Origin of the sequence: Nocardioides sp. GY 10127, from assembly GCF_004919085.1 — a bacterium.
Classification (GTDB): Bacteria; Actinomycetota; Actinomycetes; order Propionibacteriales; family Nocardioidaceae; genus Nocardioides.
In genome coordinates this window covers 16,320-29,489 of sequence record NZ_STGL01000006.1, presented here as the reverse complement: position 1 = coordinate 29,489, position 13,170 = coordinate 16,320, and the positions used below count along the sequence as shown (strand labels likewise).

16 protein-coding genes and 1 tRNA gene are annotated in these 13,170 nt (G+C 73.5%); 14 read left to right on the top strand and 3 right to left on the bottom strand.

Annotated elements, in window-relative coordinates:
- Positions 1-27 precede the first annotated feature (27 nt).
- The 6 genes from murI to E8D37_RS10155 all read left to right on the top strand — a co-directional run bounded on the left by murI (position 28) and on the right by E8D37_RS10155 (position 4,901).
- Complete coding sequence (murI, locus tag E8D37_RS10180) at positions 28-876, top strand: glutamate racemase (protein WP_136569683.1); 849 nt, start codon at positions 28-30, stop codon at positions 874-876.
- Complete coding sequence (locus E8D37_RS10175; RefSeq protein ID WP_240770333.1) at positions 873-1,673, top strand: MBL fold metallo-hydrolase; 801 nt, start codon at positions 873-875, stop codon at positions 1,671-1,673. Before murI ends, E8D37_RS10175 begins: the two co-directional genes overlap by 4 nt.
- Positions 1,674-1,750: 77 nt before the next feature.
- Positions 1,751-2,668 carry an ATP-binding cassette domain-containing protein gene (locus E8D37_RS10170; protein WP_206055684.1) on the top strand — a complete coding sequence of 306 codons (918 nt, stop codon included), beginning with the start codon at positions 1,751-1,753 and terminating at the stop codon, positions 2,666-2,668.
- Entirely contained in the window at positions 2,665-3,501 is an 837-nt protein-coding gene (locus tag E8D37_RS10165; RefSeq protein WP_136569681.1) for a hypothetical protein, read from the top strand. The genes E8D37_RS10170 and E8D37_RS10165 overlap by 4 nt, the downstream gene beginning before the upstream one ends.
- 48 nt (positions 3,502-3,549) lie before the next feature.
- Complete coding sequence (rph, locus tag E8D37_RS10160; protein WP_136569680.1) at positions 3,550-4,272, top strand: ribonuclease PH; 723 nt, start codon at positions 3,550-3,552, stop codon at positions 4,270-4,272.
- Positions 4,269-4,901: a non-canonical purine NTP pyrophosphatase gene (locus E8D37_RS10155; protein ID WP_276606479.1), complete on the top strand. Its 633-nt coding sequence runs from the start codon at positions 4,269-4,271 to the stop codon at positions 4,899-4,901. The genes rph and E8D37_RS10155 overlap by 4 nt, the downstream gene beginning before the upstream one ends.
- Before the next feature lie 29 nt (positions 4,902-4,930).
- Here the strand turns inward: E8D37_RS10155 and E8D37_RS10150 are convergent.
- Positions 4,931-5,012, bottom strand: a tRNA-Leu gene (locus tag E8D37_RS10150).
- 88 nt (positions 5,013-5,100) lie between these two features.
- On the opposite strand from E8D37_RS10150, the gene E8D37_RS10145 reads away from it, so the two are divergent.
- Positions 5,101-5,742 carry a GNAT family protein gene (locus E8D37_RS10145; protein WP_136570065.1) on the top strand — a complete coding sequence of 214 codons (642 nt, stop codon included), beginning with the start codon at positions 5,101-5,103 and terminating at the stop codon, positions 5,740-5,742.
- Positions 5,743-5,776: 34 nt separating this feature from the next.
- Here E8D37_RS10145 and bcp read toward each other — a convergent pair whose 3' ends face one another.
- Positions 5,777-6,247 (bottom strand): thioredoxin-dependent thiol peroxidase, encoded by a 471-nt coding sequence (bcp, locus tag E8D37_RS10140; protein ID WP_136569679.1) that lies wholly within the window; start codon positions 6,245-6,247, stop codon positions 5,777-5,779.
- 165 nt (positions 6,248-6,412) lie between these two features.
- Between bcp and E8D37_RS10135 the strand changes: the two genes are divergently transcribed.
- The 6 genes from E8D37_RS10135 to E8D37_RS10110 are packed head-to-tail and all read left to right on the top strand — an operon-like array spanning position 6,413 to position 9,718.
- A complete protein-coding gene (locus E8D37_RS10135; RefSeq protein ID WP_136569678.1) occupies positions 6,413-7,174 on the top strand; it encodes an energy-coupling factor ABC transporter permease in 762 nt (253 codons plus the stop codon).
- Complete coding sequence (locus tag E8D37_RS20090; protein ID WP_136569677.1) at positions 7,171-7,527, top strand: PDGLE domain-containing protein; 357 nt, start codon at positions 7,171-7,173, stop codon at positions 7,525-7,527. The genes E8D37_RS10135 and E8D37_RS20090 overlap by 4 nt, the downstream gene beginning before the upstream one ends.
- Positions 7,527-8,315, top strand: a complete 789-nt coding sequence (gene cbiQ, locus E8D37_RS10125) for a cobalt ECF transporter T component CbiQ (RefSeq protein ID WP_136569676.1) — start codon at positions 7,527-7,529, stop codon at positions 8,313-8,315. Before E8D37_RS20090 ends, cbiQ begins: the two co-directional genes overlap by 1 nt.
- The gene (locus E8D37_RS10120) at positions 8,312-9,085 is read left to right on the top strand and encodes an ABC transporter ATP-binding protein (protein ID WP_136569675.1); all 774 of its coding nucleotides are present in this window, start codon (positions 8,312-8,314) and stop codon (positions 9,083-9,085) included. The genes cbiQ and E8D37_RS10120 overlap by 4 nt, the downstream gene beginning before the upstream one ends.
- A 34-nt stretch (positions 9,086-9,119) precedes the next feature.
- Entirely contained in the window at positions 9,120-9,368 is a 249-nt protein-coding gene (locus E8D37_RS10115) for a DUF3618 domain-containing protein (protein WP_136569674.1), read from the top strand.
- A 50-nt stretch (positions 9,369-9,418) separates the two neighbouring features.
- Positions 9,419-9,718: a co-chaperone GroES gene (locus tag E8D37_RS10110; RefSeq protein WP_136570064.1), complete on the top strand. Its 300-nt coding sequence runs from the start codon at positions 9,419-9,421 to the stop codon at positions 9,716-9,718.
- A gap of 161 nt (positions 9,719-9,879) precedes the next feature.
- Here the strand turns inward: E8D37_RS10110 and E8D37_RS19855 are convergent, their stop codons facing one another.
- Positions 9,880-11,217, bottom strand: coding sequence for a hypothetical protein (locus E8D37_RS19855; RefSeq protein ID WP_168929708.1), 1,338 nt, complete (start codon positions 11,215-11,217; stop codon positions 9,880-9,882).
- A 422-nt stretch (positions 11,218-11,639) separates the two neighbouring features.
- Here E8D37_RS19855 and E8D37_RS10100 point away from each other — a divergent pair, with 422 nt between their 5' ends.
- Entirely contained in the window at positions 11,640-13,115 is a 1,476-nt protein-coding gene (locus tag E8D37_RS10100) for a DUF1800 domain-containing protein (RefSeq protein ID WP_136569673.1), read from the top strand.
- The last annotated feature ends 55 nt before the right edge of the window (positions 13,116-13,170 follow it).

Here is a 13,170-nt window from a genome sequence, read left to right as displayed (position 1 = left end):
GCGTCACCTGCGCTTAACCTCTCCGGTGTGCCTCCAGTGACGACCCCGGCGGGCAAGGACGCCCCCATCGGGATCTTCGACTCCGGCTTCGGTGGTCTCACCGTGGCCCGAGCCGTCATCGACCAGCTCCCGCACGAGTCGGTCGTCTACCTCGGCGACACCGCGCGTCAGCCTTACGGGCCCAAGCCGATCGGCGAGGTCCGCGAGTACGCCCTCGAGTGCCTGGACCACCTCGTCGACCTCGGGGTCAAGGCGCTCGTCATCGCCTGCAATTCCGCCAGCGCCGCGATGCTGCGCGACGCCCGGGAGCGCTACGACGTCCCGGTCGTCGAGGTGATCTTCCCGGCCACCCGACGCGCCGTGGCCGCCTCGCACAACGGCCGGATCGGCGTCATCTGCACCCGCGCCACCGCGGACTCCATGGCCTACGACGATGCGTTCGCCGCCGCGCCCCAGATCGACCTGCACACCCAGGCGTGCCCCGCGTTCGTCGACTTCGTCGAGGCCGGAGTGACCGGCGGCCAGGACCTCCTCGTCGCCGCCCACGAGTACCTCGACCCGCTCGTCGCGGCGGGCGTCGACACCCTCGTCCTGGGCTGCACCCACTACCCCCTGCTCACGGGCGTCATCTCCTACGTGGTCGGCGACGGGGTCACCCTCGTCAGCTCGGCGGAGGAGTGCGCCAAGGACGTCTACAAGATGCTCGTCGCGGAGGACCTCATGCGCCCTGGTGGCACGCCGACGTACACGTTCCTCACCACCGGCGCCCCCGAGGACTTCGAGCGCATCGGGCGCCGGTTCCTCGGCCCCGAGCTGGACGGCGTCGGCCAGTGGGCCGGCGGCCTGCCCGCCCCGATGACGGGCGGCCGCCCGTGACCGGCCCCCTGACCGGCCCCCGCCTCACCGTCCTCGGCTGCTCGGGCTCCTACCCGGGGCCGGAGTCGCCCGCGTCGTCCTACGTGCTCGAGGCGCCCTTCGACGACGGCACCGGCGAGCGGACGTGGCGGGTGCTCGTCGACCTCGGCAGCGGCGCGCTGGGCAACCTCCAGCGCTACAGCGACCCGCTCGGCATCGACGCGGTGCTGCTGAGCCACCTGCACGCCGACCACTGCCTCGACCTGTGCGGCTACTACGTCATGCGCAAGTACCACCCCACCGGCCAGCAGCCGGTGATCCCCGTCTGGGGCCCCGAGGGCACCGCGGGCCGGATGGCGCGCGCCTACGACCTGCCGGAGGACCCCGGCATGCGCGAGGAGTTCGACTTCCTCGACTGGGTGGACGCCCCCGCCGAGGGCATCGTCGTGGGCCCGTTCACCGTGCACGCCACCGAGGTCGACCACCCCGTCCTGGCCTACGGCCTGCGGATCGAGGTCGGCGGCAAGGTGCTCGCCTACACCGGTGACACCGGGCCCTGCGCCCAGCTGGAGCGGGTGGCAGCCGGCGCCGACCTCCTGCTGGCCGAGGCGTCCTTCCGCGAGGGCGTGGAGAACCCGCCGAACCTGCACCTCACCGCCGCCGAGTGCGGCGACCTGGCGACCGTCACCGGCACCGCCCACCTGGTGCTCACCCACATCCCGCCGTGGTACGAGCGGGAGCCGCAGCTCGCGGAGGCCCGGACCCGGTTCGCCGGACGCTGCTCGCTGGCCGAGCCGGGGATGACGATCGACCTCTGAGGCGGTCCGACGCCGACACGCGCGGCCGCAGGGGACCCCTGCGGCAGTCGTGACCACCCATGGTGCAGGGTAAAGGCATGATCACCGTCGAGTCCCTGACGAAGACCTACGGGGCCTACACCGCCGTCGACGACGTCACGTTCGAGGCCCAGCCCGGTCGCGTCACGGGGTTCCTCGGCCCCAACGGCGCCGGGAAGACCACCACGATGCGGATGATGGTGGGGCTCACCCCGCCGACCTCCGGGCGCGCCCTCATCGGCGGCCACGCCTACAAGGACATCCCCAACCCCGGCCGGCACGTCGGCGTCCTGCTGGACGCCTCGGCCCAGCACGCGGGCCGCAGCGGCCGCGAGGTGCTGGCGCTCGGCGCGAAGGTGATGGGTCTGCCCTCCTCCCGCGTCGACGAGATGCTCGCCCTGGTCTCGCTCACCGACTCCGAGGCGAAGCGGAAGATCCGCAACTACTCCCTCGGCATGCGCCAGCGGCTCGGCATCGCCCACGCCCTGCTCGGCGACCCGCAGGTGCTCATCCTCGACGAGCCCGCCAACGGCCTGGACCCGGCCGGCATCCGGTGGATGCGCGGGCTGCTCAAGGGCTTCGCCGACCGCGGCGGCACGGTGCTGCTCTCCAGCCACCTGCTGCACGAGGTCGAGATCATCGCGGACGAGATGGTCGTCATCGGCCAGGGCCGGATCGTGGCCCGCGGCGACCGCGAGAGCCTCACCCGCTCCGGACAGGCGGCCACCCACGTCACGAGCGAGGACAACGAGCGCCTCGCCGCCGCCCTGCGCGCCGGCGGCGCCCACGTCGAGCCCGCGGGCACCGGCCTGCGCGCCGACGTCGAGCCCGTCGTCGTGGGCCGCGCCGCGCTCGAGGCGGGTGTGGTCCTCACCGACCTGCGCGCCGCGACCGTGAACCTCGAGGACCTCTTCCTCCAGCTGACCTCCGACACCCAGCGGGAGACCCCCGCGACCGAGACGGGAGCCTCCGCATGAGCGCCACCAGCGCGTCCAGCCCCTCCGGGCCGGCCACCATCGACGTCTCGGCCACGTCCCGCGTGCCGTTCGGCCGGCTCGTCTCGGTGGAGTGGCGGAAGATGACCGACACCCGCGCCGGGTTCTGGCTGATGCTGGTCACGGGCCTGCTCCTGCTGGCGGCCATCGGCATCACCGAGCTCGTCGTCCAGCTCAACGACCTGGCGATCGGCTTCAACGGCTGGGTGCAGGTGATGGTGACGCCGCTGACGCTGCTGCTGCCGGTCTTCCCGATCATCGCGGTCACCAGCGAGTGGGGGCAGCGCACCGGGCTGGTGACCTTCACCCTCGAGCCGCACCGCCTGCGCGTCGTCCTGGCCAAGCTCGTCGCGGTGGTGATCTTCGCGGTCGCCATCATCGCCGTGTCCATGGGCCTGGCCGTGCTGGCCAACGTCGTCAACGCCTCGTTCAGCGGCTACGACACGCTCTGGAACCTCGAGGCCCACCAGCTCGTGTGGATCATCGTCCAGCTGCTCGCGTACTTCCTCATGGCCTTCGGCCTGGCGCTGGTGACCCTCAGCTCGCCCGGTGGCATCGCGTTCTTCTACGTGGTGGCGCTGCTGCTGCCCGTCGTCGTCTACAGCATCCTCATGGCGCTGCTCAGCTGGGCGCCGGACGTCATCCCGTACTTCGACATGAACTACTCGATGACGCCGTACCAGGCGGCCACCGGCGACCCGACGCTGCTGGTGCTGGACAAGAACCCGGTCGCGGTCGTCACCTCGGTGCTGCTCTGGGTCGTGGCTCCCTTCGTGCTCGGCCTGCGGCGGGTGCTGCGCTCCGAGCCCAAGTGAGCCCCCTGGGGGAACAGCCCCGACCCGGGGGCGGCTAGCGTCGGGGTCATGACTGCACGCGAGGACGGCCGGCGCGACGACGAGCTGCGACCGATCACGATCACCCGGAACTGGCTCGACCACGCAGCGGGCTCGGTGCTGATCGAGTTCGGGAAGACGAAGGTGCTGTGCGCCGCGTCGGCCTCCGAGGGCGTGCCGCGGTGGCGCCGCGGCTCCGGCCTCGGCTGGGTCACCGCCGAGTACGCGATGCTGCCCGCCTCCACCAACACCCGCTCCGACCGCGAGTCGGTCAAGGGCCGCATCGGCGGCCGCACGCACGAGATCTCCCGCCTCATCGGGCGCTCCCTGCGGGCGGTCGTCGACTACGAGGCGCTGGGGGAGAACACGATCCAGCTCGACTGCGACGTCCTCCAGGCCGACGGCGGGACCCGCACGGCCGCCATCACCGGCGCCTACGTGGCCCTCGCGGACGCGGTGGCGCACCTGCGCTCCACCGGCGCGCTGACCGGCGAGCCGCTGACCGGCTCGGTCGCGGCCGTCTCCGTCGGCATCATCGACGGCGTCCCGCGCTTGGACCTGCCCTACGTCGAGGACGTGCGGGCCGAGACCGACATGAACGTCGTGATGACCGGCGCCGGCTCCTTCGTCGAGGTGCAGGGCACCGCCGAGGGTGCGGCGTTCGACCGCGCCGAGCTCAACGCGTTGCTCGACCTCGCGGCCGGCGGGTGCGCCGACCTGACCCGGCTCCAGGCGGAGGCGCTCTCCTCGTGACGGCGCAGCAGGCCCCCGGCGTCCGCGTGCACCTGGCCTCGCGCAACGCCAAGAAGGTCGCGGAGATGCAGCGCATCCTCGCCGCGCACCTGCCCGGCATCGAGGTGGTGGGCCTCGACGACGTGCCCGCCTACGACGAGCCGGTGGAGGACGCGCCGGACTTCGACGGCAACGCGCTCATCAAGGCGCGCGCCGGCTTCGAGGCCACCGGCCTGCCGACGCTCGCCGACGACTCGGGGCTCTGCGTCGACGCCCTCAACGGCATGCCGGGCGTGCTCTCGGCCCGGTGGAGCGGCCCGCCCAAGAGCGACGAGCGCAACAACGCCCTGCTGCTGGCGCAGCTGGCGGACGTGCCGGACGAGCGGCGCGCGGCCTTCTTCCACTGCTCGGTGGCCTTCGTCGACGGCCCCGGTGTCACGGGCGAGACCGTGGTGCCCGGCCGGATGCGGGGGCGGGTGATCCGCGAGGTCCGCGGCGACGGCGGCTTCGGCTACGACGTGCTCTTCGAGGCCGACGAGCTGCCGGGGCGCACGACCGCGGAGCTCTCCCGCGAGGAGAAGGACGCGATCTCCCACCGGGGCCGCGCGCTGCGCGCCCTGGGCCCGGTGGTCGCGGCGCGGCTGGCCTGACGGTCTCCCGCGCCCGCCGCCCGGGTGGGTGCCGAAGGCGGGACTTGAACCCGCACGCCCTGGGGCACAGGAACCTAAATCCTGCGTGTCTGCCTGTTCCACCACTTCGGCTCGCCGGGCCTGTTCGGCCGTGGCCGGGACAGTCTAGGAACTCGTGTTCCGGACGTGGCGGCGGGCTCGTAGTGTGACGGGTGTGACGATGCACGCCGCGGCGCAGACCCTGGCGGCCGGCCCGGCCGTCCTGGTCCTCGCGGACGCCGGCCTGCTGCTGCGGCCGTTCACCGAGCCGGACCTCGAGCCGCTGGCGCGGGCGTTCGCCGACCCGATGGCGCTGCGCTGGAACCCGGGGCCGACCGAGCCCGACGCGGTCGCCGCGTGGGTCCGCAGCCGCAACGACTGGACGCTGGGCGACCACGCCTCGTGGGCGGTCGCCGACCTGGCGGGGGCGGACCAGGTGGCGGATTCGGTGGCGGACCCGGTGCTCGACCCGGGGGCGGACGACTCCCGCCGCACCGGGGGAGCGCTGCTCGGCGGGGTGTCGCTGCACCACCTCGACCTCGAGCAGGGCGACGTCGAGGTGGGCTACTGGACGGCGCCCTGGGCGCGGCGGCGCGGGGTGGCCGCCGCGGCGCTGCGGGCCGCGGCGACCTTCGCCCACGAGCACCTGGGCTGCCATCGGGTGCACCTGTTCCACGCGGTCGAGAACACGGCGTCCTGCGCGGTGGCCCGGCGCGGCGGCTTCGCGCTCGAGGGGACGCTGCGGGCCAGCTACCGGTACTCCGACGGGCTGCACCACGACGAGCACCTGCACGCGCGGCTCCGGGACGACCCCTGGCCCTGAGCCGGGCCGGCAGGGGCGTCCCGTCGAGGGGCCGTCAGGCCAGGCCGAGGTCCCGGCGCAGCTTGGCGACGTGGCCGGTGGCCTTCACGTTGTACTGCGCGAGGGTGACCACGCCCTCGGCGTCCAGGACGACGGTGGAGCGGATGACGCCCTCGACGACCTTGCCGTAGAGCTTCTTCTCGCCGAACGCGCCCCAGGCGGTCATGACGGCGCGGTCGGGGTCGGAGAGCAGCGTGATGCCCAGCGACTCCTTCTCGCGGAAGCGCGCCAGCTTCTCCGGCTTGTCGGGGGAGACGCCGAGCACCTCGTAGCCCTGCCCGCGCAGGGAGTCCAGCGACTCGGTGAAGTCGCAGGCCTGCTTGGTGCAGCCGGGGGTCATCGCGGCCGGGTAGAAGTAGACGATCACGTTCTTCCCACGCAGCGAGGAGAGGGTCACCTCCGCGCCGGTGTCGTCGGTGAGGGTGAAGTCGGGCGCGGTGTCGCCGACGGCGAGGCGGTCGCTCACGGGTGCTCCTGGAGGGTGACGGGGACGGTTCGGGGGCAGTCTGCCCGGTGCGCCGCCGAGCGGCTCGCGCCGGGTTCCCGCACTGCGGGAGACCCGTAGTTGCAAACTACTTGCAAGAGCGTACGGTGAGCGTCAGCACCGCCCGACCACCCCGCAGGAGCACCCGTGCACGTCCCCGACGGCTTCCTCGACGCCCCCACCTCGGTGGCCACCGGCGTCGTCGCCGCGACCGCCGTGGGCATCGCCCTCGGCCGCGCCCGGCGCGAGCTCGACGACCGCACCGCGCCCATGGCCGGCCTCGTCGCCGCGTTCGTCTTCGCCGTGCAGATGCTCAACTTCCCGGTGGCGGCGGGCACGAGCGGGCACCTGCTGGGCGGCGCGCTGGCCGCCGTCCTCGTGGGGCCGTGGACGGCGGTGCTCTGCCTGAGCACCGTGTTCATCGTCCAGGCGCTGCTCTTCGCCGACGGCGGCATCACGGCGCTGGGCACCAACATCACGCTCATGGGCCTCGTCACCGTCCTGGTCGGGTACCTCGTCTTCCTCGCCGCCCGCGCCGTCCTGCCGAAGCGGCTGGCCTCGGTCCCGCTCGCCGCCGGCCTGGGCGCGCTCGTCTCCGTGCCGGTCGCCGCCCTCGGGTTCGTCGGGCTCTACGCCGTCGGGGGCACGACGGACGTCGACCTGGGGCTCGTGGCCTCGGCGATGCTCGGCGTGCACACGCTCATCGGGATCGGCGAGGCCGTCATCACGTTCCTCGCCGTCGGCAGCCTGGTGGCGGTCCGCCCCGACCTCGTGCACGGCGCCCGCCCGTTCCTCCAGCGGCGCGAGCTGACGATCCTCGGCCCCGACGACGGGCTCGACGGGTCGGGCACTCTCGACGAGCAGGGCACCGGGGCAGAGCCCAGCACCTCCCAGGAGGCCTCCGCATGAGCCGCCGCCCCTCGCTGCGCTGGGTCGCCGCAGGCGTCCTGCTGCTCGCGCTCGTCCTCGCGGGCGTCGTGAGCTACTACGCCTCCTCCTCTCCCGACGGGCTGGAGTCGGTCTCGAGCGAGCAGGGCTTCGCCGACTCCGCCACGACGTCCTCGACCAGCGACAGCCCGCTCGCCGGCTACGGCGTGAGCGGCGTCGGCGACGCCCGACTCTCCGGTGGGCTCGCCGGGGTGGCCGGCGTGGTCGTCGTGCTGGTGCTCGCCGGCGGACTGACCTGGGCGGTGCGCCGCCGTCCCCGGCCGGAGTCAGCCGAGGACGCCTCCGCGACCCGCGAGCCGGCGGGGAGCCGGTAGTGGGCGCCGGTCACGGGCACGCGCTGCACTTCCACGGCCACTCGGCCGTCCACCGCGCGCCCGCCCACCTCAAGGTCCTGGCGCTCGTCTCCTTCGTGCTGGTCGTCGTCGCGACGCCGAACCACGCCTACCCGGTCTTCGCCGGCTATGCGGCGGTGCTGCTCGGGATCGCGGCCCTGGCCCACGTCCCGCTGACCTACCTGCTGCCCCGGCTCGTGGTCGAGGTCCCGTTCGTGGTCTTCGCGCTGCTGCTGCCGTTCCTCAGCCAGGGCGACCCTGTCCAGGTGCTCGGCGTGACGGTGTCCCAGCAGGGCCTCGTGGCGGCCTTCGGGCTGCTCGCCAAGGGCACGATCGGCGTGCTGGCCAGCCTGCTGCTGGCGGCCACCACCGAGGCCTCCGCGCTGCTCCTGGGGCTGCAGCGGCTGCGGGTGCCGGCCCAGCTGGTCCAGATCATGTCGTTCATGGTCCGGTACCTCGAGGTCGTCACCGACGAGCTCCGCCGCATGCACGTGGCGCGGGAGTCCCGCGGGTTCCGCGCCCGCGACCCCCGGCAGTGGCCGGTGCTGGCCCGTACTCTCGGCGCCCTCTTCATCCGCACCTACGAGCGCGGGGAGCGGGTCCACCTGGCGATGCTGGCCCGCGGCTACGACGGCACCATCCCGGCCGCGGCCCTCGCCGGGCCGACGGGGGAGGCCTCGCACGGGCACGTGGGGCACGGTCACCAGGCTCACGTCGCCTCGGAGACGCGTCCGCACCCCGGTCGCGCGGCGCGCGAGGTCGGGGCGTGAGCACGCCCGTCCTCGACGTCGCCGGTCTCGCCTTCGCCTACCCCGACGGCCACCAGGCGCTCTTCGGCGTCGACCTGCACGTCCACGCGGGGGAGCGGGTCGCCCTGCTCGGCCCCAACGGCGCCGGCAAGACCACGCTGGTGATGCACCTCAACGGCATCCTCGGGGCCGACTCCGGCACCGGCGCCGGGTCGGTGAGGGTCTCCGGGCTCCCGGTGGCCAAGGAGCACCTGCTGGAGATCCGGCGGCGCGTCGGCCTCGTCTTCCAGGACCCCGACGACCAGCTCTTCATGGGCACGGTGCGCGCGGACGTCGCGTTCGGCCCCGCCAACCTCGGGCTCACCGGCGCAGCCCTGGACCGGCGGGTGATGGAGGCCCTGGAGAAGGTGGGCATGACGGCGTTCGTCGACCGCCCGCCGCACCACCTCTCCTTCGGCCAGCGTCGGCGCGTGGCCGTCGCGACGGTGCTGGCGATGGAGCCCGAGATCCTGGTGCTGGACGAGCCGTCCTCGAACCTCGACCCGGCCTCCCGGCGCGAGCTCGCCGACGTGCTGCGCTCGCTCGACGTCACCGTCCTCATGGTCACCCACGACCTGCCGTACGCGCTGGAGCTGTGCCCCCGCGCGGTCGTGCTGAGCCAGGGCCGGGTCGTCGCGGACGCCCCGACCCTCGACGTCCTCACCGACGAGGCGCTGATGACGCGGCACCGGCTGGAGCTGCCGTGGGGGTTCGACCCCGCGGCCGCGGTGCGTCACTCCCCGGCTGGGTGACCTGCGGCCCGTCCGAGTTGGTAGGTTGCTTCCCGTGAGCACCGACCCCAGCGCCCTCGAGCGCGAGATGGAGGAGACCCGCCAGCGCCTGGCGGCCACGATCGACGAGCTGCTCCACCGGGCCAGCCCGAAGACCGTGGTCTCGCGCAAGGCCTGGTCGGTGAAGGCTCACTACGTCGACCCCGCCACGGGTGCGCCGCGCACCGAGAACATCCTCAAGACGGCCGGTGCCGTCGTGGGTGTGGCCGCGGCGATCCTGGTGGTCCGACGCCTCACCGCGTGAGCCGGGTGCTGCACGTGTCCGACGCGGCGTCCGAGAAGACCCCGATCAAGATGCTGCACGACCGCGTGCTCGTCGAGATCGACGCCGAGGCCGGCGAGCGCCGCTCGTCCGGCGGCATCGTCATCCCCGCGACCGCGGCGATGGGCGCCAAGCGGCTCTCGTGGGCGCGCGTCGTCGCCGTGGGCCCGCAGGCCCGCGCGGTGGAGGCGGGCGACCGCGTCCTCTTCGACCCCGAGGACCGCGCCGAGGTCGAGGTGCACGGCGAGACCTACGTGGTGATGCGCGAGCGTGACGTCCACGCCGTCGCCGCCGACCGCGTCGGCGACGAAAGCACCGGCCTCTACCTCTGACCTCCTGGCCCTGACCCGCTGGCCCTGACCCGCTGCCCGCTGGGTGGGCGCTGGTCCGTCGCGCTCTGCCGGGCACGACGAAGGCCCCCGCCTGGGGGACGGGGGCCTTGCGCCGTGGGGGCGCCAGATGGTTCGGGGGCCGCGGGTGCGGCCGGCGCGCGTCAGCCGTGGCGGACGACGCGCACCTTGAGGACGTCGGAGCGGGTGCCCGTGGCCAGCGACGAGCCGGCCGCGGCCAGCCGGAAGCGGACCGTGCTGCCCGCCTTGCGCAGCTTCGGGAAGCGGACGGTGGCCTTGCCGTCGGCCCTGGTCACGGTGCTCACCTTGACCCAGCCGGCCGCCGTGCGCCGCTGGAGCTCCAGCGGGCTGGAGTAGAGCGAGTCGGTGCGCACCGTGTCCGCGGTGGCGCGGGTGCCCGCGGCCACGGTGACCGTGCGGGTGGAGAAGCCCTTCACCGCGGAGACGGCCCGCGGCTCGGCGACGCCGTCGGTGACCACGCAGTCGATCGGGTCGGCGATCGCCGCGTTGTGGAAGGACTCGCCGAAGTGGTAGTTCGAGCCGCCCACCTGCGTCCACTCGACCTGGTACTCGGTCGCGCCGGACGGCCAGCCGGGGTGCTGGTCGTACTGGAACGTGAGGGTGTGGTCGGGGTCGTTGACCGAGTGCCAGTTCATCGTCACCGGGGTGCCGTCGACGACGACGCGGACGTTGACGTCGGTGGTCTGGCCGGCCGGGAGGTTGGACGGGTAGGGGACCGTCAGCGAGGTGCAGGTCGGGTCCGGGTAGGTCCAGTTCCAGTCGAAGCTGCCGTCGGGGTTGGTCGCCGGGTCGTTCGGGGTGAACTCCGGGGTGTCCGTGGTGTCGCCCGTGGACTCGCTCTCCGACGGGTCCGCCGTGGCGGTCTCGGTGGCGGTGGCGGTCTCCGTCGCGGTGGCGGTCTCCGTCGCGGTGGCGGTCTCCGTCGCGGTGGCGGTCTCGGTGGCGGTGGCGGTCTCCGTCGCGGTGGGCGCGGCGGTCGAGGTGGTGGCCGTGGCGGTGGGCGCGGCGGTCGAGGTGGTCGCCGTGGCGGTCGCCGTGGACGTCGTCGTGGACGCGTCGGCCAGCTGCACCGAGTAGTGCGAGATCGCCTTCCAGGTGGACTTGTCGGCGTCGTAGTACGTGAGCGTGATGGTGCTCGGGTAGGCCACGGCCCCGCTGCCGTCGGTCACGGCCGTGTCGACGTAGCGCGGGCCCAGGCCCTGGTTCACGCTGCCGGCCTTCACGCAGTAGGAGGTGATGACCTTCCCGGCGGGCGCGGTGTAGGTGACGGACGTCTGGCTGCCGGAGGGGGTGATCTTGCCGGTCGAGAGGTCCGCGCACACCTGGTCCTGGACGCCGTCGTTGCCGGTCGCCCAGGCGGTGCCGCCCGAGGACAGCAGCAGGCCCCCCGCCGCGACGAGCGCGACGGCGGTGGTGGCGGACGCGGCGGCGGTGGCGGCGCGGCGGGCGGTGCGAGGCATGGGGGTCTCCGAGCGAGGACGAACGTTCACGGGGGATGGGGGACGCGGCCAGGGCCGCGATGAGTCAACTCTGGCAGGCCCGGAGCTTCACGTACACGGGTGTCCTCTGAATGTTGACGTCCCGTGGCGATCCTGATGACGGCGCGAGGACGAGGACGCACCGGTGGTCTGGCGGTGCGCCGGTCCCGGGGGAGCGCGACGGGCCCACGGGCGGAGGCGGTGACCGGGACCTCGGGGCACGGTTCGTGTGGAGGCCGTGAAGACCGGGGCGTCCTGCTCAGGAGCCCGTGACGACGTCGTGAAGGACTCAAACGTTTTCTCCTCCCTGCCCGGAGGTGCGCCGAGAGACACCTCGAGACGACCCGGCCGGTCGTTCCAGGGGTGGGAGGAACGGCCGGCGACTCGACCACCAGGAGCCCTCCATGGCCCAGCAGGCCACCCGCTCGACCAGCACCGTCCTCGCCGCCGGCGACCGTCACCTCGTCGGCCGCTTCAGCTACGGGCACACGCCCGAGCTCGCCCGCCAGGTGCGTGCTGCCGGCGGCGCCCGGGCGTGGTTCGACAAGCAGCTGAAGCCGGGCACGGTCAAGGACCCGGGGACCGGCGAGCTGCTCGACTGGTTCCCCAGCCTCTCCCGGGGCCCGCAGGACCTCTTCCGTCGCCAGAAGGACGGCGTGGAGGAGAGCTGGGAGGTCATGGCGGACTACCAGTCCTGGACGCTGCTGCGCCGGACCTACTCGAACCGCCAGGTGCTCGAGGTGATGACCGAGTTCTGGGAGGACCACCTCCACGTCCCCACCAGCGCCGACCTGACCTACACCTGGCGCAAGCGGTACGGCGACGTCGTGCGGGCCAAGGCGCTCGGACGCTTCGAGGACCTGCTGGCCGCGGCCGTCCTGCACCCGGCGATGCTCCTCTTCCTCGACGCGGCGAACTCCACCTGGGAGCACCCCAACGAGAACCTCGCCCGCGAGCTCCTCGAGCTCCACACCGTCGGCCTGGGCCACTACGGCGAGGACGACGTCAAGCAGGTGTCCCGCATGCTCACGGGCTACGCCCTGGACATGTACAAGAGCTTCGAGCCCTCGTACCGGACGACCGACCACGCGCTGGGCCGGGTCACCGTCATGGGTTTCACCCACCCCAACAACGTCGCCGACGGCCGGGCCGCGACGCGCGACCTCCTGCGCTACCTGGCGCGGCACCCCGCCACCGCCGAGCGGCTCGCCCGCAAGCTCGTCGTCCGGTTCGTCCGGGACGACGCCCCCGCCTCGCTGGTCAAGGAGCTGGCCCGCGTCTACCTGGCGAACGACACCGACGTCCGCCCCGTGCTGCGCGCCCTCGTGGCCTCCGAGGAGTTCAAGGCCGCGCGCGGCCAGAAGGTCCGCGACGCCGGGCACGACGTGGTGGCCACGCACCGGGCGCTGGACGTGCGGGTGACCCGCCCGGGCAGCCGGACGACCGGGGGAGCCGGGCAGGGGTGGGCCGCGCACACGCTGCCGACGCAGTGCCAGCGCCTCGGCCTCAAGCCGTTCGACTGGCCGCGCCCCGACGGTGCGCCCCGCACCAACGACGCCTGGTCCTCCCCGTCCCGGCTGCTCGGCAGCGCCAAGAACCACTGGCTCATGGCGGGCGCCTACTGGCCCACCCGGGGCGTCACCTACCGCCGGCCCGAGTCGTGGCTGCCGCAGCGCCGCCTCCCGTTCGCCGCGCTGGTCGACCACCTCTCCCGCGAGCTCCTCGGTGTGCCCGCGACCCGCAAATCCATCACGGCGTGCTGCCAGGCTGCCGATGTGAGCAGGGACGAGGTCGTGCACGCGGACCACCCCGTGGTGTCCGCCCGGCTCGGCTTCGTGCTCACGACGCTGCTCGACAGCCCCGCTCACCTCACGCACTGAGCGCACCGGCCCGCCGCCGGTGCCCCGCACCGACCTGGGCCGTCGCCGACACCCA